Raw genomic sequence first — 21,058 nt, forward strand, 5'->3', positions numbered from 1 at the left:
CCCCGGCCGGGGCCGCGCTCCCGCCCCGGAGCGCGGCCCACTTTCACCGCTGACGGTCCCTTTGACAAGGAATCGCTGGACTTCCCGCCCCGCTCGACTAGGCGCACGCGGCATCGGCGGCACGGCAAGCGGGAGCCCGGGCGGACATGATGCAAACCTTCCTCAAGCGCGGCATCGTTGCCCCGGCTGAAGCCGCCGCCGATGTCAGCGCCACCGTCGCCCGCATCCTGCACGAGATCGAGACCGGCGGTGAAGCCGCCGCGCTGTGCCATGCCCGCACGCTCGACCGCTGGGACGGCGAGGTGGTGGTATCGGAGGCCGCGATCGACGCCGCCTGCGCGCGGGTGCCGCAAGAGTTGAAGGACGCGATCGCCTGGGCGCACCAAAACATCGCCACCTTCGCCGCGGCGCAGCGCGCGACGCTGACCGAGATGGAGGTCGAACTGCGCCCCGGCCTGTTCGCCGGGCAGCGCGTGCTGCCGGTGGCGGCGGGCTGCTATGTGCCGGGGGGCCGCTACAGTCACGTCGCCAGCGCGCTGATGACGGTGACCACCGCGAAGGTCGCGGGGGTCGCCCGCATCGCCGCCTTCTCGCCGCCGCGCGCGGGTGCGCCCGCGGGGGTGCCCGACGCGATCCTCTACACGCTCCGGCTCTGCGGCGCCGACCGGGTGCTGGCGATGGGCGGCATCCAGGGCATCGCGGCGATGGCCTTCGGCCTCTTCGGCCTGCCGCCTGCCGATATCCTCGTCGGCCCCGGCAACCCCTTTGTCACCGAGGCCAGGCGCCAGTTGTTCGGCCGCGTCGGCATCGACATGATGGCCGGGCCGACCGATGTGCTGATCGTCGCCGACGCCCGCACCGTGGCCTGGGATCTGGTCGGCCAGGCCGAACACGGGCCGAACACGCCGGTCTGGCTGGTCACCGACAGCCGCGCGCTGGCCGAGGCGGTGGCGGTCCATGTGCCCGCCTGCATCGCGACGCTGCCCGACCCCAACCGCACCTCGGCCGCCGCCGCCTGGGCCGCACTGGGCGAAATCATCCTGTGCGAGGGGCGCGAGGCGATGGCGCGCGAGGCCGACCGCATCGCGCCCGAGCATCTGCATGTGCAGGCCGCCGACCTTGAGTGGTGGAAGGCACGGCTGACCGCCTACGGCTCGCTCTTCCTTGGCGCCGAGGCGACGGTGGCCTTCGGCGACAAGGCCAGCGGCACCAACCATGTGCTGCCAACCTCGGGCGCCGCGCGCTATACCGGCGGGCTGTCGGTGCACAAGTTCCTGCGCACCGTCACCTGGCAGCGGGTCGAACCGCAGGTTCTGCCCCGGTTGGCCGAGGTGACCGCGCTGATTTCGCGCGTCGAGGGGATGGAGGCGCACGCCCGCACCGCCGATCTGCGGATCGACCGACGGACGAGCCGCGCCGACTAGGTTACCGACGCGCCCGCCATCGCCGTTGCCAGCACCGGCACAACCGGCATAGTCTTTCGCAACGACCGCCAGAGAGGGGACTTGCGATGGATGTGGAATCGGTCTCGGCCCAGCGCGACGAAGTCATCTACCCCGCCCTCTTCGGACCCAATCGCCGCGGCATCTTCAGGCTGACCCCGGAGCTTTTCGCCACCCAGTTCCGCCATGCCGTGGTCGATCCGCACTGGCTCACCTACGGCGTGTTCGAATTCGCGCCGACCGTCGGCCGGCCATGCTGGCTTTACGTCACCTCGGGCCCCTCCACCCCGTCAGAGGTCGAACCGCCCGACACCGAAGCGATGTCGGGCTCGGGCGTCGAGTTCCTGTTGGCCACGACGACGCCGGGAGACTGGGCGATCCGGGCGCTGTCCGGCATTCTCGCCTTCGACCTGCTGCTGTCGGCCGGGCGCATCCCCGATGCCGAGCCGCTGGTGATCGGCGACACGATCCCACTGGGCGCCGCGATCGACGGCAGCACGGGCGGCGAACTCCGCGCCCTGCTCGTCGCAACGACCGCCGAATTCCCGTCAGGGTTCGACCTGCCCTCGGGCCAGGTGGAGTTCCTGACCCTGATCGGCGTGACCATCCCCGAGGCGCGCATGGCCGCCGTCGAAAGCCCCGAGGCGCTGGTCGACCGGCTGACCGCCTGCGGCCACTTTCCGGTCACCGATCCGGCGCGCGAGTCGACCGTCTGACGCCCCGACGGGCCGCAATGCGCGGGCCGACCCAAGCCGACGCCGGGTTTGCGAAACCGTTGCCAGACCCGGCCGATCCGGCCTATCACTGGACTGTGAGGCAACAGGGCGGGCGCTATGGACGACGTGGACATCAAGGCCATCCGCAACGACACGATCTATCCGAAGCTGTTCGGGCGGGCGCGGCGCGGGCCGTTTCCGTTGTCGGCGGCGATGTTCCTCGAACGCTTCGGGCAGGTTGACCTCGACCCCGCCTGGCTGACCTACGGGGTTTACGAATACGCCCCCACCACGGGCCGCCCGTTCTGGCTTTACGTCACCACCGGAAACTCCGACCCCTGGGACGTCCCGCCCGAGGATGATCAGGGCGCCGGTCTGTCCGGCGCGGGGGTGGAGTTCCTGTTCGCCACCAAGACGCCGGGCGACTGGGCCATCGCCCATCTTGGCAGCATGCTGGCCTTCGACATCCTGCTGTCGGCCGGACGGTTCGAGGGCAAGGAGCCGCTGCAACCCGGCAACTGGCTACCGCTGAAGGCGCCGATCGAAGGCGGCAGCACCGGCGCGATCCGCAACTGCATCGTGACCATCCCGAAGGGGCTGCCGGAGGGGTTCGACCTGCCGTCGGGTCATGTGCAGTTCCTGACCTTCACCGGCATCACCGACGCCGAGGTTGCCTTCATGACGGCACACACGGTGCAGGCGCTGATCGACCGGCTGACGGGGAAGGGCGGCTTTCCCGTCACCGACCCCAAGCGCGCCTCGACCGCCTGACATCCGGGACCAGGCGATGCACATCCTGATCATCGGCGCGGCAGGCATGATCGGCCGCAAACTGACGGTGGCGCTGCTGGCATCGGGCCATGTCGGCGGCCGCGAGATCACACGGCTGACGCTGGCCGATGTGGTGGCGCCCGCCCGGCCCGCGACAGCGATCCCGGTCACCGCCACGGCCACCGACCTGTCGGCCCCCGCATCGGCGGCGGCGCTGGTCGCGGCGCGCCCCGATCTGATCTTCCACCTGGCCGCCATCGTCTCGGGCGAGGCCGAGGCCGATTTCGACAAGGGCTACCGCATCAACCTTGGCGGCACGCAGGCGCTGCTGGAAGCGATCCGGGCGGAAGGCGCGCAGGCGCCCTATGGGCCGCGCCTGATCTTCACCTCGTCCATCGCCGTCTTCGGCGCGCCCTTTCCGCCGGTGATCGCAGACGACTTCCTGACTGCGCCCCTGACCAGCTACGGCACCCAGAAGGCGATCGGCGAACTGCTGCTGAACGACTACAGCCGCCGCGGCTTTGTCGATGGCGTGTCGATCCGGCTGCCCACCGTGGTGATCCGGCCGGGCGCGCCGAACCGCGCCGCCTCGGGCTTCTTCTCGGGCATCCTGCGCGAGCCGCTGGTCGGGCTGGAGGCCGTGCTGCCGGTGCCGCGCGACACCCGGCACTGGTTCTGTTCACCCAACGCGGCGGTGGGGTTCCTGACCCATGCCGCGGCGATGGACACCGCCACCCTCGGCGCCCGCCGCGCGCTGTCGGCGCCGGGGCTGTCAGCCACGGTGGCGGAAGAGATCGCGGCACTGGAACGGATCGCGGGGCCGAAGGCCGCGCGGCTGATCCGCGAGGAACCGGACGCCACCATCGCCCGCATCGTCGCGGGTTGGCCGCAGGACTTCACCGCCATCCGCGCCCTGGCCCTGGGGTTCCGCGCCGATGCAAGCTTCGACGCGATCATCCGGCAGCATGTCGAGGCGGAACTGGGCGGGCGCATCGGCTAGGGCGAATTGCGTTCCATCTGACGCGAGCGCATCAGAATTCGCCCAAGTCTTGGGGCGAATTCTGAGTCATGATAGACGCAATCCACTTTAGGGCCGGGTGCGCCCCGCGCGTCAGGAGCCGAAGGGCAGCTTGGGCACCTTGCTGGATGGCGTGATGCTGGAGGCGGTGCAGCCCGGCGCCGCCGCCCCGCCCGCCGTGCATTGCAGCACATCGTTCAGCAGCAGGCGCGAGACCTTGGCGCAGGCGGTGCTGGGCAGGTCGAACTCGACCACCTTGGTCTTGTCCTTGGGCATGGCGCCGAAGTCGAGGATCAGCCGCTGGCTGGCAACGCCGCCCGCATCGAACACCACGACGTCGAGCGAAAGCTTGTCGAAATCCTGCCCGGCACCGTTGGTGGCGACATAGGTCAGCCGACAGGCGCCACTGACATCCCCGGCCTTGTTGAGTTCAAGCCCGATGCCGGTGGTGTCGGCGATGCTGGCAAGGGGAAAGCTCGCACAGACCAAGGCGAGAAGCGAAACGGAAATTCTGTGCATCGTTCCTGCCAATCGCGCCTTTCAAGAAAACCGGGCGGGCCGGATCCGGCCCGTCTCGTTCACATCGTCCGCGGCCGCGGCGCAGGGCCCGATCAGTGCAGGACGCCAAAGCTCCAGTAGCGAAGAACCTTGATCTTGCGCTTCGTCGTATCCGTCGTCTGCTGCGCCTGGGCACACTGCTCGGGCGGAGTCGAGCACAGGACGTTGGACTGGCTTTCGGTCGTCTCCGCCCAGACAGGCACGGCAACCGAGGACGCCAGCAGTGCGGCAATCAAAGTGGATCTTACCATGTTCAAACCTTTCACTGCCCCCAAGCGTGTGATTTACACCCATTCGGCCCGCGTGAAAAGCACCTTGCCGCGCGCAGGCCGAAGACCGCCGGTTGGCCGTTGCCGGATCGCACCAGTTGCGCCATAATCACCGGATTGTTCGCGCCGCGAGAGTCTTTGTCATGCCGCCTGCCGCCCGCCTCACCGATATGCACGTCTGCCCGATGATCACACCCGGCGTTCCGCCGATTCCGCACGTTGGCGGGCCGATCATCCTGGGCTGTCCCACGGTCATCATCGGCATGATGCCCGCCGCGCGCGTGGGCGACATGTGCGTCTGTGTCGGCCCGCCCGATACTATCGCGATGGGATCGGTCACGGTGTTGATCGGCGGCATGATGGCCGCAAGGATCGGCGACACCACCATGCATGGCGGCACCGTCGTCAGCGGGTTTCCGACCGTGATGATCGGCGGCTGAGCGGAGGCTCAGGGAAAGCTGAACTGGCCATAGCCAAGCGCGACCGCGCTGCCCGGACCGCGGGCAGCGACCTCGTCCTTCAGGATCGGCATCAGCGCCTGCGCGGTCTGCGCCGGGGCCGCTGCCAGCTTCGCCGCGTCGAAGGCGCCGGGGCCGGCCGCGGCGAGGAACAGCAGCGGCACCGTCCGCGCCTGGGTGCCGAACGTCGGCACCGTCAGGCTGGTCGAGAAGGTGGCCGTGCCATCACCCTTGCGCTGAAGCTGCGGCGTCAGATCGTAGGCGATCCCGTTGCCGTCGATCATCAGCAGCACAACCGATTGCCCCGCCGCCGCTTGCAGCGTGCCGGCGATCTTGTCGGTCGATTTCATCACATCGTGATCGAGCGTGATCTTCAGGCTGCGCGGGTCGGGCGCGGCTGCGCTGAGCCCCGAAACGAGCGCAACCGCGGGGCATTGCGCCGCCGTGACCATATGCGCCGTCAGATCGGGGGCCTTGCCCTCGACCTGCATCAGCGAGCGCTGCAACACCGCGACGAGCGAGACCTTGGCGGCATAGGCCGTCACCGCGCCGGTGGCGCTGACCGCCTCGGCGTAGGCACAGGAATCGGTGCCGAAGATGTTCAGCACGTTTTGCAGCGGGCTCGGCGGCGCCGGGGCAGGTGTCGGTGTCGGGGTCGGCGTCGGAGTGGGCGTCGGAGTGGGCGTCGGGGTCGGCGTCGGGGTCGGCGTCGGAGTGGGCGTCGGGGTTGGCGTTGGGGTCGGCGTCGCGGGCGGCACGTTCACCGCGAGCGTCGGTGGCGTCGGTGTGCCGCCGCCATGCGGGATCAGCCCGCCGAACCAGGCCCCGGCCCCGATACCGCCGAGCACCACCACCGCAACCGCCGCCATCAGACCGCCACGCCCGCCGCTTTTCGCGGGCGCCGGTTGCACGGCGGGGGCCGCTGCCGGGACTGCGGCCGCGGTCGGTGGCGGGCCGAACGGGCTGTCACTTTCCGGCGGGGCGGGCGCGCGGCTCAGTTGGGTCGCGGCGGGCGGAGCCGTGCGCGCCTGCGGCGGTGGCGCCGAGGGCATGAAAACGGTTGTCGAAGGCGCAGGCTGACGCTGTGACGGCGGCGGCGCGGTCGGTTGCCAGGCGGGCGGTGCCATGCCGGGCGAGGTCAGCGGCGGCAACGGCTCGATCGCGGTCGGCATCGGCGCGGGCCGCGGCGTCGAGACCGGACGCTCGGATACGGGCGCGGGCGGGGTTGAGGGCTGCGCAAACGCCTCGGGCGGGGTCGACAGCATCGTCGCAGCAGGTGGTGGCACCGACTGCGGCGGCTGCGACTGCGGCGGCACCGACTGCGGCGGCTGCGACCGGGGCGGCATCGAGACGCCGCTCGGCGGCTGGGTCATCCCGCCGCCATAGCCGGGGATCAGCGCCAGCACTTCCGCCATGCTTGCGGGCCGGTCCTTCGGGTCAGGCTGCAACAGCCGTTCCAGCAAGGGGTGCATCACCGGGTCGATGTCGGACAGGTCGGGCACGACGTTGCGCCGTTCCAGCGCCATGTAGAAATCGTCGCCCATGTCGAGCGGCTCGCCGCGACAGGCGGCGGCGGCCAGCAGGCCAAGGCTGTAGATGTCCGACCGTTCGGTGACGTCACGGCCGTATTTGCCAAGCTGTTCGGGCGCGACATAGCCGAACTTGCCCGCGAAATCGCCGCCGATCAGGGTGCCCTTCTTGCCGATCGTCGCGGCCTTGGCGATGCCGAAGTCGATGATCTTGGAATGCTCGACCAGCCCGTCCTGCAAGATGACGTTGTCGGGCGACAGGTCGCGGTGAACCACCCCCAGCTTGTGCGCGGCCCCCAGCCCCGAGGCGACGCGCGCCAGCATGATGCAGACCTGATCGGTCGGCATCGGGCCGTGGTGCATGTGGTCGGCCAACGACTCGCCATCCACGAACTCCATCACCAGGCAGGGGCGCTGGATGCCGGGATCGACGGTGAAAATCTGGTAGCGGACGATCGCATCATGGTTGAGGCGGTTGAGCACCGTCGCCTCTTTCTGGAACAACGCGAGGATTTTCGGGTCGTGGGCCAGCGCGGGCAGCACGATCTTGATCGCCACCGGCTCCGAGGTGTGGATGTTGCGGCCGCGGTAGACCTCGCCCATGCCCCCGGTGTTCAGGTGCTTCTCGATCTCGTAGGTGCCGATGATCTGCGTCCCGGCGGGAAGCATCGCAGTCGGCATGTAACCGGGTGGCGGATCAGAAGCCATGTCGGTCACGACCAGACGTCGGCGGCATCGGGGGTGGCCGTGCTTGTGGACCCGACCACCAGCGTCTTCACCGCGCAGCGCATCACCACGGCGGTGACGTTGTCGTTCGCGCCGCGTTCCAGCGTCAGTTCGATCAGCCGGTCGCAGGCGGCCTGCGGGGAATGGGTCATCAGGATGTCGCGGATCTCGGCATCGTCCACATGGCCGGTCAGCCCGTCGGAGCACAGCAGGAACTGATCGCCGTCCTTCAACTGGCCCGAGACGACGTCATAGTTCAGTTGCGGCGCGACCCCGACGGCGCGGGTGATGACGTTCTTGCGCGGCCAGTTCTCGGCTTCTTCGGCGGTGATCACGCCGCGGTCGAGCAGTTCCAGCGCCTCGGTGTGGTCGCGGCTGATCTGGCGCAGTTGCCCGTCGCGCAGCCGGTAGGCGCGGCTGTCGCCCGACCAGATGCAGGCGAAATCCCGCTCGAACACCAGAATGGCGACGACGGTGGAACCGATGATCGCCCCGCCCCGTTCGCGCGACAGATCCTGAATGTGATCGTTCGCGCGGGCAAGCCGGTCGAGGAACCGGGCCTGAAGATCGGGCGCCGAGGCCGCAACCCCGACCGAGGCAAGGTGGTCCACGATGCTTCCCGACGCGACCTCGCCGCCCTGATGGCCGCCCATGCCATCGGCCACGACCCAGAGGCCGGCGCGCGGATCGGCGAGGAAGCGATCCTCGTTATGGTCGCGGACACAGCCCTGATGGGTCAGCGCGCCGGTTTGAAAGCGGAAATACATGTTGGACATTTCTCTGTTACCCGCCGGAAACAGGGGGGCATCGGGAACACGGGGCGCCCGGCAACGATAGGCGTATTGTCGAGCGCTTGCCAAGCCTCACGCATGGCCGCCCTGAAGCAGAAGGATGAAGGCAGCCGAATCCGGCAAGCCTTGCAGCGCGATCATCGCGGCCGATCCGGAGGCGCCGCCGGTCGTCCACCAGTAACTGCGCCCGGCGGCGGCGCGGTAATGATCGGCGGCGGCAACGTCGGCCAGCAAGGCCACCGCATCGTTCCCCCCCGCCATCGCCCAGAGCGCCCGCACCGGGTCGTCGGGGTGGCGCGGCAGCGGCGGCCAGAGGGGCGACGGCGCGGGCTCGTCGCTGGCGGGCTCCGGCTCCGGCCCGACGTCCTCGACCGTGACGGCCCCGTGTTCGGCATAGGCGGCCACGTCGGCGGCGCCCCACGCGGCGTCCGCCTCCGGGGCGGCCGACGCATCCGCCTCGCCTTCCGGTGCCGCATCCGGCTCCGGCGCGGTCTCCTCGGACGGCGCGGTCTCCTCGGACGGCGCGGCCTCGTCACAGGCCGCGGGCGCGGCAGGGTCGGGCACCTCCTCCGGCACCTCCTCCGGCGCCGGGAAAACGACAGCCGGAACGCGGAGGTCATCCGGGGCAAGCCCGTCGAGCAGCACGCCCACATCGGGCAAGTTGTCCAGCGCCACGGCCTCGCGCAGCCGGGCCTCCAGCGCCGCATACCAGGCTTCAAACGGGGCGACGACGGGCGGCGGCGGGAAATCATCGCCCCGCTCGGGCAGGATCAGCACCAGCGGAAACTGTCGGCCGACCTTGTCGACCGACGTCATCAGCGCCCCGGCGCAGGCGGTGCCGAACACATCCGGGCCGATCCAGAAACGCCAGATCGGGGCCGTGCGCCACCGGTCGGCCCAGGCCGGGCCCAGACGGTCGCGGCTGGTGGCCATCACCGTCTGCAACCAGCCCTCCCAAGCTTGCAGCACGACCGGCGGCAGGTCGCGCGCAAGGAAATCACCCTTGGCGGGCAATTTGCCGAACAGGCCGGGGCCATGGCCCGCCGCCATGCTCAGAGCCCCACCGGGCAGGAAAACTGGTTCAGCGACTTGATCGCGAAGGGGTTCACCAGCGAGCCCACCTCGATCAGGTAGGTGATGTAGCGCCCGCCGATGGTGTAGGTCACCGTCACCTGCCGCCCGGAAACGCGCGGCCCCCCCAGTTTCACCAGACGCAGGAGCGCCCAGGGCCCCGGCGGCGCCACCAGTTGGTAGTCGCGGCCCTCAAGCACGGGCGCGAATTGCACCGAGGCCGAACCGCTGGCCGAACTGCCGGGCCAGGTGACCTTCTGCGGCGTGTTGCCGGTCTGGCGCGTGGTGATGACCTGTCCGTTGACCTCCAGCAGCGCGCTGTCGATCTCGTTGTGGATGGCGGTCTGGCTGATCGTCAGGTCCACCCCCGGCACGTTCGACCCCGAGGGGAAGAAGGCGGACCGGATTTCCGCCGCGCGCTGAAACTCGCGCAGGGTAGCGGTGGACAACCGCGAGCCCATCGGCGAGTCGTCCTTCCACTTCCAGTCGGTGCCCGAAATGTCGGCGTATTGCTGAAGCTTCTGGGCGAAGAACTTGTCCAGCACCCCGCCCGGCGCGAACATCGACGCGAAGTCAAGCATCTGCATGTCGCGCGAGGATTTCGGCGAGAACGGATAGGCGTTCGTCAAGACCTTCTGGCAGGCTTGCGTCACCTGGCTGTTGAGCTGGTCGTTCAGGTCGGCGATCGAGGTATTGGTGGCGTCGCTGAGGAAATCGTCGCTGGCCTGGGTGATCATCCGGGCCATCGGCGCGGGCAAGCGCGAGGCCATCGCGCGCAACCGGCCGATCTGTTCGGGCATCTGCTGCGCGGCCTGCCCCGGCGAGATCGAGGCCAGCGTCAGGCTGTCGTGCAGCTTGTTCAGTGTCGACAGCAGATCGTCGATCGGGCGCTGCCCGTCGTTGCCGTCAAAGAGGTTCTTGTAGGCGACGAACTGCGCCTCGATCCCGGCGCCGGGCAGTTGGGCGGCGTTGTTCGCGCCACCGCCACCACCGGCGCCGCCGCCGGCGCGGTCCTGGGACTTGCCGCCGAACACGATCTGCAGGCCGATCCGCGTCAGCCCGCTCGACATGTTGTAGATCTGGCTACCGACCGCGTTGGCCGCCGCCCCCGCGATGCCGGTGCCCGCCTTGGCTTGGGCCACGACCCCGGCCACCGTGCCCGCGGCACCGGCCGCGGGATCCTGCGCGAAGGCCTGCGTCAGTTCCGTCTCGTCGCTGATCGCCTTCATCAAGAGGAAGATCGGCGACAGCCGCGGTGCCGAGGCGATGCCCAGCGCGGTGTAGTTCGGCTTGTCCGCCGCCATCGGCCGCAACCGGATGTTGTCCAGCACCTTGGTCCAGGCCGCGAGAAAGTCGTTGGTGTAGCGGTTCAGCAGGTCCGGGCCGAGCCGTTTCAACTGATCCTCGACCCCCGCCTCTTCGCCGTATTTGCCCAGCACCCATTTGTCGTCCTCGATCTTCTGGGCGACCTGCGAAAGCTGCGGCAGGAAGAATTCGGTGAAGCCGCGATAAGTGTAAAGCGCCGGCACCGCCAGCACCTTGAAATCGGTGCCATCGACGGTTTCGAACACCTTGTCGGAATCCGGGCCCGCGCGCAGCGCCATGTTGAAGTCGGGCACCCCGGCGAACTCGGCGGTGCCGTTCACCAGCAGATAGGCCTGATCCGCGACGCTCATCCGCGCCAGCATCTTTTCCGCCTGATCGACCAGCGCGCCGTTCAGCCCGATGCCCAGCTTGCCGCTGGTGTCCAGTTCCATCATCGCCTTGAGATGGTCGAGCAACTGCAGCCGGGTGTTGTCGTCCAGCGGAAACTCGTCGCGCCACTCCTTGCTGAACCAGGCCAGCACAACCTTGTCATCGGGCTTGGGCGCCGCGTCGCCCAGCAGCTTGTAGACCTTCAGCGTCTCGTAGACCGCGAGCAGGTTGTTGGCCTGGATGAAGCCCGCAAGCTGCTGTTCCAGCCCCATGATCAGGCGCGGGCGCAGCATCCGTTCCAGCGCCAGATGATAGCTGGTGGTGGCGGCCGAGTTCAGCCGGTCATGCTGGCCAAAGCCGAACCAGTCGAGCAGCGAGCCGCCCGGCGAGGGGTCGGCGTAGCCGGTCGGCATGGTGCGCAGCATCTGCAGATAGCCCGCGACCTTGCTGGGATCAGGGTCGTCAATCTCGGTGCGGGCCAGTTCGTCCTTCGCCGCCGAGGCGTAGTTGATCATCGCGGCATTGGCCGTCTCGACCAGTTGGCGGTTCTGGTAGAAGCTCATGCCCCAGGCCGCCAGCATTCCCAGCGTGGCGGCGGCGATCAGGCTGAACGCCGCGCCGCGCAGCAACCCGTCGCGCCGCACCGCGCGGCGATCGAACGACACCCAGCCCGCCTCGGCGAAGATCACCTTGGTCAGCAGGTCGTGCAGAAAGAAGCTCTTGCCCTTGCCCGACATGCCGCCACCGTAGTTGGCCGCGCCAAAGCTGCGTTCCATCGCGCCCAGCACCTGGTCGATCGGCGTGCCTTCCTGGGTGCCGGACGAGAAGTAGAAGCCGCGAAGGTTGGCGTTGACGCGGTAGCGCGAGCTTTCGAAGATCGACACCAGCAGCGCGTTCAGCCGGTCGCGCAGCATGGCGACCTGGCCGGGGAAGCCGAAGATGGAAATGCGGCTGATGCCGTCGGGTTCCTCGTTCAGCCGGTCGGTGACCTCTTCCGACAGCCGCGCCACCAGCGCGTCATATTCGCCCGCAAAGCGCGGCACCGTCGCCTCCTTGCGGCTTTTGGTCTGGAACGTGGCGCCCCAGACCTTTTGTCGGCGCGAGGCGCTGAACGAGCCGAAGAACTCGGAGAAGCCGGCAATCAGGTCGGCCTTGGTGAACAGCACATAGACCGGGAAATCGACCTTCAGCGTGTCGTGCACCTCCATCAGCCGGGTGCGGATGGCGGCGGCGTGCTCCTCGATCGTCGCTTCCGAGCCGGACAGGATCTCGTCCAGCCCGATCGCCACGATGACGCCGTTGATCGGCTGGCGCGGGCGGTTGGTCTTGAGCAGGCTCAGGAACGCCCGCCAGCTTTGCGCATCGGCCTCAGCGTCGCTGTCCTGCGTGGTATAACGCCCGGCGGTGTCGATCATCACCGCCTCTTCGGCGAACCACCAGTCGCAGTAGCGCGTGCCGCCAACGCCCGCGATGGCGCCGCCGGTCTTTTCCGACAGCGGAAACTTGATGCCCGCATTCAAGAGCGCGGTGGTCTTGCCCGCGCCGGGCGGGCCGATGATGACATACCACGGCAGGTCGTAGAGGTATTGCCGCGAGCCGCTCGACTTCTTCAGGATTGACAGCGCATCCGACATCTTGTCGGAAAGCTGGTCGGCGTCGCCGGTGACCTTGGGGGCGATCGCGCTTTCCAGGGCGTGCTCGGCGCGGCGGCGCCGCAGCCAGCCGACGAGCCAGACCACCGCAACGATCGCCACCGCCGTGAAGATGACCAGCAGGCGGACCCAGACCGGATCAAACGGTTGCGCGTCGCCAAAGCCGATCAGCGGCGCGGCAAACCAGACCACGAGCCCGAAACAGATGAGCCCCAACAGAACAAGGATGCGCGTCAGCCAAAGTTTCATGCGTCCAACTCGTGTCTTTCCCTCCCGCACGGCGGCGGGGTCTTGCTAGTTCTTCTTGGCGGGCGGCTGCGGCGCGGCGGTGCCCGTCTGGTCGGCCCCCGGAGCGGCACCGGCGGCGGCACCGGCGGCGGCACCGTCGGCGGCGGCCTGATCCGGTGCCAGCGTATCGGCGCGTTGCAGCAGAATCTCCACCCGCCGGTTCTGCGCCCGGCCGTCGGCCGTGGCGTTGTCGGCGATCGGTTCGTCCGGCCCCTTGCCGTCGATCTGCACCCGGTCGGGCTTGGTCAGGTCCGGCGAGATCACCTTGGCCACCGCCTTGGCGCGCGCCACCGACAGGTCGAAGTTGTTCTTGAACCGGTTGGAGCCGCTCAGCGGCACGTTGTCGGTATGGCCGACGATCCTGATCGCGCCGGGCTCCTTGTCGAGCGCGGCGGCGATGCGCTTGGCGAGGTCGACGAACTGCGGCTTGGTATCGGCTTTGCCGGAATCGAACAGCACGAGGTTGTTCACCGTCACCGCGATGAAGTCGCCATGCGTTTCGACCGTCAGCGCCTTGGCGGTGATGTCGCTGGCCAGCGCGGTCTTCAGCCGGTCGATCTGCGTCGGCCCTTGATCGGCGGGCGGCGGCAGTTCCGGCGGCTTGTAGGGCTCGGCCGGGGGCGCCACGACGGCGGCGGTCTGGCGCAGCGTGACCGGATCGCGCGGGTTGACCGCGATCATGCGGTCGGCGACGGCATCGCCCGCCTGCGCGACGAAGGACCGCATCCCGAAATAGGCGCCCACCAGAACCGCGCCCGCCACGCAGGCCGCGACCCAGACCGGCACCCCGCCCCGACGGCGCCGCGCCAGCATCTCGACCCCGCGCCAATGCGGCGAGATGTCGTCGTCGCCACGCGGCTTGACGCGCCGCAGGGTTTCATAGATGCGCCGCCGCACCCGCTGCAACTCGACATCGCCGCCCGGCATGCCGCGATACTGGCCTTCAAAGCCAAGCTGAAGGCAGGTCAGCATCAGTTCCAGCAGGAAGTATTTTCGCGCCGGATCGGCCAGCGCCTTGTCGACCTCCTGAAAGAAGCCAACGCCCGAAGTGCGCCGGTTGAAGAACCGCGCCACCATCGAATACTGGATCCACACGTCGCGGTCGGTGCCGGGCAGGTTCTGCACGATGTCGTCGGCGGTGCCGCACAGCGCGTATTTCGCCACCATCGCATCCTGCGGGTCGATCCCGGCCTCCAGCACGCGCTTTTCGAAGGCGGTGATTTCCTCGGTGACGTGCTGCATCAGCGGCACCGCCTGCATGTCGACGATCTGGCTGCGCAGTCGGCCGAACAGGATCAAGAGCGAGGCCGCCGCCGCGGTGATCGGGTTGACCTCGGCGCTGTGGCCCGCGGCGCGAACGCGCAGCGCATCCTCCAGGCTGATCTTGCGCGTGGGGGCGTATTGCACCGGCTCGGGGCGGCGCTGTTCGGGGAAGAAGGACTCGTCGTTGCCGCCCGCCGCGCCAAGCCAGTGCCCGCCCGAGGACGGCGCGGCCGCGGGCGCGAACGAGTCGAACGGGTTGCCGCCCGCGCCGCCGTAACCCGGTTGTTGGCCGTAGCCCGGTTGTTGGCCGTAACCCGCTGGTGGCTGGCCGTAACCGCCCGGTGGCTGGCCATAGCCGCCCGGTGGCTGCGCCCCGAAACCGCCGCCCGGTGGCTGGCCATAGCCGCCCTGCCCCCCCGGTGCGGGGTAGCCGCCGCCCGGCCCGCCACGGTCGAAATCCGTGCCGCCAAAGCCGCCCTGGCCGCCGCCGCCAAAGCCGCCGCCCGGCGCGCCGCCGACGGGCGGCATGCCGCCGATCACCGTGCGCTGCGGCGCCGAGGGTGGCCGCTGACCGCCGCCGCCCGGCATCGGCGCGGGCCGTGCGTTCGGATCGCCGCCCCCCGGCCCCGCTTGTGGCGGCGAGGGCGGTGGTGTCCCCGGCAACGGCCGCAGCACGGTGCGCTGCGGCGGCTTCTTGGGATCATCCGAACTCATGCCCGGTTCTCCATGATCGCCCAGAGTTCCAGCTCCAGATCGGGCCAGTCGCCGGCGAAATGCAGCCCGATCGCGGGGGCCGTACTGAATTCACGCCACAGCGCGGCGTTCTTGTCGATGCCGAAATAGACGTGCGTGGTGATCGCGCGGATCTGGCGCGGCGGGGTGGGCAGGTGGATCAGCTCCAGCCCCGGCAGGTTGTTGTTGACGATCTCGCGCATCCGGGTGGTCGGCCCGACCTTGCACAGCGCCGAGAACTGCTGCTGGATCTGCGTCAGCGGCTTGCGCGCGGCAACCTCGATCACGAAGGTGGCATCGCGGAACAGGTTGCGGTCGGCGACATTCGCCATGTACGAGTTCGGCGCCAGCTTTTCGAGCGGCAGCCGGATCGCGCGGCCGACGTCGCGGCTCAGCAGGCGCTGGATGTCGCGCAGCACCGGGTCGAACACCTCTTCGAGGTTGTCCTGATCGTAGGCCGGATATTCCGGCGCCAGCCGCGTGGTGTCGAAGGTCCAAAGCTCGCCGCCCAGCCGCAGCAGGTGCTGGTAGAAATCGACCGGGTGGATGTAGCGCGACATGCGCGCGTGCCGCAGCAGGTTGATCTCGCGGTTCAGCAGCAGCAGCATGAAATAGTCGGTCGCCTGCAAGCCGCCGCCCGAGGTCGGATCGGCGGCATAGCGCGACAGCGACAGAAGCTTGGTCTCGACCCAGCCCACCACCCGCTCGACCCAGCCCGCCACCACGGGATGCGCGGCCATCGTCAGCACCGGCGGGGCAAAGGTTTCGTCAAAGATCACCGTCTTGTCGCGCACCTCGACCACGCGGGCCAGCCGCAGGCACAGAAAGCCCGGCTTTTCGGTCTTGCGGATGTCGAAGGTGATGCGCGGCTGGGCGATCTCGATGTCCTGCTCCAGCCGCATCGCCGCCGCCGAATCCGCCACCCGTTCCCGGTCGAGGAAATACCGGCTCCCGCGCGAGGCTTCCTCGTCGGTGCCGACCTCGCGGCCGTTGGCGCTGGCCATCGGCATCGTCAGCCAGACGAACATGCCTTCGCAGCCTTCCGGAATCTCGATCGGCGGCGGCAGCGCCGAGGTGCCGGGCATGTCGAACGGCGTGCCATCCTGGAAAATGCCCGAGGCGGCGCGCAGCCCATACTTGTTCTGCTGCGCCACGTCGCGGTCGGGCTCGACCTGCGCGAATCCCCAGGGATACGGACTGATCAGCCGCGTGCGGCTTTCGACCAGCTTCTCGACATAGCGATCATGCTGCTGAAGGTGATGCGGCTGGAGAAAGAGCCCTTCCTTCCAAGCGACTTTGGAGTACCAGGACATCTGTGCCTTTGCTCAAGAACGTGACGAATGTGGACCTGTTCAACGTGACCCGACGATACAGGACATCGCGGAAAGCACAAAGAAAACCTTCAAGAAAACCAACGGCCCGGCCTGCAGGTCTTGCGGGCCGGGCCGAGGTGGGGATTGCGGCTGCGCGGCCTAGAACTGGAAGCGCAGCTGGGCGGTCAGGCCGAGGGCGCTGACGTTCTTGCTGAAGCGGTCATCGATCCGGATCGAGGCGTTCATCTGCTTGGCGCCGCCGATCGCACCGGCGTCCAGCACCTTGAGGTAGTCGACCCCGACGCTCAACTCGCCGTAGGTGCCGAGGTTGGAGGTCTTGAACTCCGTGGTCGAGCCGCCGGTGGTGTAGGTCGAGGTCACCTTGGGGCTGAAGTCGTTGTAGATCGTGGCGGTCACGAAGGTGCCCACCAGCGAGTCGCCCGCGGCATTCTGCGTGGTCTTCTGCAGGCTGGCCGAGAGGTAGCCGATGCTGTTGGTATGGCCGTCCATCGTCAGCGTCGAGCCGTCGAGATAGGTCAGCGTCGACGACCCCATCCGGGTGATGCCGAAGCCTGCGCGCGGGATCAACGACAGCCCGTTGCCGAGGCTGTGCGCCATCGCGATGTCGCCGGTCAGCGTGGTGCCGTTCACCGCGGTCTTCGCGCCGGGCAGGAAGAACAGCCCGTTGGTGTCGCTCAGATCGTAACCGGTATGCTCGGTGCGCAGTTGCAGGTTGGCGCGCAGGTTGCCCTTCGTCGCGGCGAAGTAGAGGCCTTCGTAGTTCTGGTTGAAGCTGGTCTTGGTCACGCTGGTAAGCGCGCTGTAGTCGAGCTTCGAGGGGTCGGACGGGTCGATGGCAAAGACGTTCTGCGACGTGTTGCCGTGGTTGAGTCCGAACTGCGCGCCGAACACCATGTCCCAGCCGCCAGCCGAGTTGTAGCAGCCGAAGTCGCCGCCGCCCTGGATGCCCGAGTAGCTCGCCTTGACGGTGGCGGGCAGATCGGAAATGCCGTTCGACGAGCTGGCCGTGCCCTGCGCCCGGCCACCAACGACCCGCGCCCAGGCGCCGGGGCTGCAGAACTTGTTGGTGTCATAGACCGGGGTCGAGGCGAAGGCGCTGGTCGGCCGCTCGATCACGGTGTCGATCAGAGACTGGATCACCGCAAACCCGCTGGCCATGCCGCCAAGCGCCGGGTTGGCCTGGGTCTGCACCGACCAGGTGTTGCCCGCCTTCGCCGCGCTCATCAGCACCAGACCATTCAGCGGGACCACGGTGCCGACGTTGTTGACCGCCGAGATGGTCAGCCCGCCCGCCGAGGTGTTGGACTTGTAGATCACCGCCGTCTTGCCGGGCGTCAGCCCGCCCGCGCCGATATCCACGACGGCCGTGACCGCGTCGGTCGAGGCACCGGTGACGACCAGCTTGTCGGCCGTCTGGGCGGCCGAGTTGAAGGCCACCTTGATCGCGGTCGGGCCCGACATCGCGCCGGTCACCGTGAAGGTGTTGCCGACGGTGCCGTTGTCGAGGTTGATCAGGTTCCCCGCGCCGCTGGTCAGGTTGCCGGTGATGCCCGCCGTCGCGCCGGTCATCACGATGGTGCCGGTGTTGGTGACGCCGCCGACCGCGCTCAGGTTGGCGCCGTTGCCAAGGTCCACCGTGCCGCCGGTGTTGGCGATCACGCCCGTCGCGCTGGCGGTGCCGTTCACCACCATCGTCGCGCCTGCGACGTTGGCGATCGAGGCGCCGCCCAGGGTCTTGCCGACCGCCACGGTGATGCCCGCTGCCGCCGAGGAACTGTTGCTGATCGCGCCAAGGCCGGTGAAGTTGCCGCCAGTGACCGCCAGCGTTCCGGCGTTCGAGTTGTTCAGCGTCGCACCGGCCGAGGTCAGCGCCCCGGTGACCGTCATCGTGCCGCTGTTCGAGATGGTGCCGCCCGCCCCGCCGATCGAGCCCGCCGCATTCAGCGTGGCCGCGGCGGCGTTGCTGGCGCTGCCGCCGATGGCGCCGGTCGAGGTCGTCGTGCCGGAGGTGTTGACCAGCCCGCCGATCGAGCCTGCATTGGTCACGGTGTTGGTGTTCGTCACCACGCCCGACACGCTTGCCGCGGCCTGGTTGTCCAAGGTGCCCGCGTTGGCGATCGTGCCGGTCCAGATGCCCTGGTTGGTCAGCGTGCCGCCCGCGTTGTTAGTGCCCGCTCCGGTCCAGGTGCCGGTCGCGCTGTTGGTCAGCGTCGCGGTGTTGTTCGCGGTGCCGTTCCAGGCGCCGTCGTTGATCACGGTCGCGCCGCCGGTGTTCGACAGCAGGTTGCCGTTCCAGGTGCCGGTCACGGCCTCGTTGCGGATGAAGGCGACGGCGCCGGTGTTGTTGACGTCGCCGGTGTAGATGCCCGAGTTGTCGACGACGCCCGCGTTGCTGAGCGCGCCGTTGACCTTGCCGGTTGCATTCACGGTAATCGTGTCGGTCGCTTTGTTGGTGATGCCCCCGGCCGTCGCGGTCAGTGTCGCGCCGCCCGCCACCAGGACCGCCCCGCCGTTGGTCAGCAGTCCGCCGACGGTATAGGTGCCCGTGTTCACGTTCAGCGTGCCGCCGGTATTGGTGAAGGCGCCGTTGCCGCCCAGCGTGCCGGTCACGTTGACGGTACCGGTGTTGCTGATCGCGCCGTTCACCGTGCCCTGCGCGTTCACGGTGGCGCTGTTGGTCAGCCCGCCGCTGATCGTGCCCGTGGTGGTCAGCGTGCCGTCCGTTACGCTCGCGAGGCCGGTGATCGTGCCGATGTTGCCGAACGTGCCGCCGGTGTTGCTCAGCGAGGCCACGGTGCCGCTGTTCGTCGCCGTTGCGGCGTTCGTGACCGCGCCCGAAACGGTGCCGCTGTTGGTGAAGAGACCGGCGGTGTTGACGATGGCGCCGGTCCAGGTCGCCTGGTTGTCCAGCGTGCCGCCCGCGTTGTTGCCGGTGCCGGTCCAGGTGCCCTTGTTGGTGATCGTGCCGCTCGTGTTCGCGCCGACCAGGACGTTGCCGGCCCAGGTGCCGCTGGCGGCGTTGGTGATGGTGCCGGTGTTCGAGGCCACATCGCCGGTGTAGGCGGCGTTGTTGGTCACGGTGCCGGCGTTGTTCAGATCGTCCAGCACGGTGCCGTTGTTGGTCAGCGTACCGGAGTTCGTCAGCCCGCTCGCCGAGGCATCCAGCGTCCGCGTCGCCGAAACCGTCAGGCTGCCCTCGTTGGTCAGCAACCCGGCGACCGTCAGGTTGCCGCCGCTGACCGCAAGCGTGCCCTTGTTGTCGAACGTGCCGTTCCCGGTCGCGTTGCCGGTGATGGTGAAGGTGTGCCCGGCATTGTTGATGTTGGTGCCGTTGATCGTGCCCTGCGCGTTCACGGTGGCATTGTTGGTGATGCCGCCCGTCACGGTGCCGGTGACGTTCAGCGTGCCGCCGTTGACCGTGGTCAGGCCGCTGTAGGTGTTGGCGCCCGACAGGGTGGTGACCGAGGTGCCCGCGACGGTCAGACCGCCCGCGCCCGAGATCACGCCGGTGATGCCCGAGGCGCCGGAATTCAGCGTCAGCACCGAACCCGACGACAGCGTGATCGCGCCGGGGTTCGACGAGCCGGTGTTGAAGATGTTGGCGATGCTTTCGCTGCCGCCGCCGGTCAGCGCAAAGGTGCCGTCATCGCGGATCGAGGCGTTCCCCGCCAACGCGCCGCCATCGGTCGACAGCGTGGCCAGCGGGTCGATGGTGATCGACGCGCCCGCGAGGCTGCCCGCCCCGGTCAGCGCGAGGGTGCCACCCGAGATCGTGGTGCCACCGGTGAAGGTGTTCGCCCCGGTCAGCGTCTGGGTGCCGGTGCCGACCTTCTGCAGGAAGCCCGTGCCCGAGATCACGCCGCCGAACGCGGTGCTGGTGTTCGCGCTACCCGTCACCACGCCGCCCGCGGCGCCCACCACGACGCTGCCCGTCGTGCCCGACAGCGCCCCCGCGGTCAGGGTCGCGTTCACTTTGGTCGTGCCGCCGTTGGCGACCAGCGATCCCACCGTCTCGGCCGTATTCACGTTCAGCGTGCCGCCCGAGACCGTCACCGCCGCCGAATCCGACAGGTTCGATCCGGCGTTCAGGTTGACCGTGCCGGCCGCGACCGTCGTGGTGCCCGACACGGCGCCGGTGTTGGTGAACGTCCCGCCGGTGTTGTTCAACGAGGCGATGGTGCCCGCGTTGCTGCCGGTGGCGGTGTTCGTCACCGCGCCCGCGGCGCCGCCTGCATCCACCTTGAAGGTCGCGTTGTTCGTCACCGCGCCGACCGCGCCGCCCGCGGTGATCGCGACCGTGCCCGCGTTCACCGTGGTGGCGCCGCTGTAGGTGTTCGCGCCCGACAGCGTGAAAGTGCCCGCGCCTTGTTTGGTCAGCCCGCCGGTGCCCGAGGCGACGCCCGCGAAGGTCGTGTTGCCTGCACCGCCCGTGGTCAGGGTGTTGGCGCCCAGCGTGACCGTCGAGGTGGCCGAGGCCGAGGCCAGCGAGCCGATGGTTTCGCTGCCGGTCAGCGTCAAGTTGCCGGTGCCGTTCAGCGTCACCGCCGCCGTATCTTTCAAGGCGGTGCCGTCAGCCGTAAGGCCGGCGCCGGTTCCCACCGTCACCACGTTCGAGGCGATCGAGCCGGTCACGTTCAGCGTGCCCGCGTTCACCGTGGTGGCGCCGCTGTAGGCGTTCGCGCCCGAGAGCGTGAAGGTGCCCGCGCCCTGCTTGGTCAGCCCGCCGGTGCCCGAAGCGACGCCCG

At 68.8% G+C, this 21,058-nt stretch carries 14 protein-coding genes; 5 read left to right on the forward strand and 9 right to left on the reverse strand.

The window, feature by feature from the left end; all coding sequences use genetic code 11:
- Window positions 1-146: 146 nt before the first annotated feature.
- From hisD to denD, 4 genes are all read left to right on the forward strand, one after another.
- Window positions 147-1,424 carry a histidinol dehydrogenase gene (hisD, locus tag AC11WY_RS17380; protein WP_482927821.1) on the forward strand — a complete coding sequence of 426 codons (1,278 nt, stop codon included), beginning with the start codon at window positions 147-149 and terminating at the stop codon, window positions 1,422-1,424.
- An 86-nt stretch (window positions 1,425-1,510) separates the two neighbouring features.
- On the forward strand, window positions 1,511-2,158 hold the full coding sequence (locus AC11WY_RS17385; protein WP_482927823.1) for a suppressor of fused domain protein: 648 nt from the start codon (window positions 1,511-1,513) through the stop codon (window positions 2,156-2,158).
- Window positions 2,159-2,275: 117 nt separating this feature from the next.
- On the forward strand, window positions 2,276-2,929 hold the full coding sequence (locus tag AC11WY_RS17390; RefSeq protein WP_482927825.1) for a suppressor of fused domain protein: 654 nt from the start codon (window positions 2,276-2,278) through the stop codon (window positions 2,927-2,929).
- 16 nt (window positions 2,930-2,945) lie between these two features.
- On the forward strand, window positions 2,946-3,929 hold the full coding sequence (denD, locus tag AC11WY_RS17395) for a D-erythronate dehydrogenase (protein ID WP_482927827.1): 984 nt from the start codon (window positions 2,946-2,948) through the stop codon (window positions 3,927-3,929).
- Window positions 3,930-4,040: 111 nt separating this feature from the next.
- Here denD and AC11WY_RS17400 read toward each other — a convergent pair whose 3' ends face one another.
- Complete coding sequence (locus AC11WY_RS17400; RefSeq protein WP_482927829.1) at window positions 4,041-4,466, reverse strand: hypothetical protein; 426 nt, start codon at window positions 4,464-4,466, stop codon at window positions 4,041-4,043.
- Between the two features lie 92 nt (window positions 4,467-4,558).
- Window positions 4,559-4,756: a hypothetical protein gene (locus tag AC11WY_RS17405; RefSeq protein WP_482927831.1), complete on the reverse strand. Its 198-nt coding sequence runs from the start codon at window positions 4,754-4,756 to the stop codon at window positions 4,559-4,561.
- A 92-nt stretch (window positions 4,757-4,848) separates the two neighbouring features.
- Between AC11WY_RS17405 and AC11WY_RS17410 the strand changes: the two genes are divergently transcribed.
- Window positions 4,849-5,214: a PAAR domain-containing protein gene (locus tag AC11WY_RS17410; protein WP_482927833.1), complete on the forward strand. Its 366-nt coding sequence runs from the start codon at window positions 4,849-4,851 to the stop codon at window positions 5,212-5,214.
- An 8-nt stretch (window positions 5,215-5,222) separates the two neighbouring features.
- Here the strand turns inward: AC11WY_RS17410 and AC11WY_RS17415 are convergent, their stop codons facing one another.
- From AC11WY_RS17415 to AC11WY_RS17445, 7 genes are all read right to left on the reverse strand, one after another.
- Window positions 5,223-7,469: a serine/threonine-protein kinase gene (locus tag AC11WY_RS17415; RefSeq protein ID WP_482927835.1), complete on the reverse strand. Its 2,247-nt coding sequence runs from the start codon at window positions 7,467-7,469 to the stop codon at window positions 5,223-5,225.
- 5 nt (window positions 7,470-7,474) lie between these two features.
- Window positions 7,475-8,263 carry a PP2C family protein-serine/threonine phosphatase gene (locus AC11WY_RS17420; RefSeq protein WP_482927837.1) on the reverse strand — a complete coding sequence of 263 codons (789 nt, stop codon included), beginning with the start codon at window positions 8,261-8,263 and terminating at the stop codon, window positions 7,475-7,477.
- 87 nt (window positions 8,264-8,350) lie between these two features.
- Complete coding sequence (gene tagF, locus AC11WY_RS17425; RefSeq protein WP_482927839.1) at window positions 8,351-9,328, reverse strand: type VI secretion system-associated protein TagF; 978 nt, start codon at window positions 9,326-9,328, stop codon at window positions 8,351-8,353.
- Between the two features lie 2 nt (window positions 9,329-9,330).
- On the reverse strand, window positions 9,331-12,945 hold the full coding sequence (tssM, locus tag AC11WY_RS17430; protein ID WP_482927841.1) for a type VI secretion system membrane subunit TssM: 3,615 nt from the start codon (window positions 12,943-12,945) through the stop codon (window positions 9,331-9,333).
- Window positions 12,946-12,990: 45 nt separating this feature from the next.
- Window positions 12,991-14,961: a type VI secretion system protein TssL, long form gene (gene tssL / locus AC11WY_RS17435; RefSeq protein WP_482927842.1), complete on the reverse strand. Its 1,971-nt coding sequence runs from the start codon at window positions 14,959-14,961 to the stop codon at window positions 12,991-12,993.
- Window positions 14,958-16,292 carry a type VI secretion system baseplate subunit TssK gene (tssK, locus tag AC11WY_RS17440; RefSeq protein WP_482927844.1) on the reverse strand — a complete coding sequence of 445 codons (1,335 nt, stop codon included), beginning with the start codon at window positions 16,290-16,292 and terminating at the stop codon, window positions 14,958-14,960. The genes tssL and tssK overlap by 4 nt, the downstream gene beginning before the upstream one ends.
- A 159-nt stretch (window positions 16,293-16,451) precedes the next feature.
- Window positions 16,452-21,058 (reverse strand): beta strand repeat-containing protein (locus AC11WY_RS17445; protein ID WP_482927845.1); only part of this gene is annotated, 4,607 nt, incomplete at its 5' end.

Source organism: Solirhodobacter sp. (assembly GCF_964715405.1).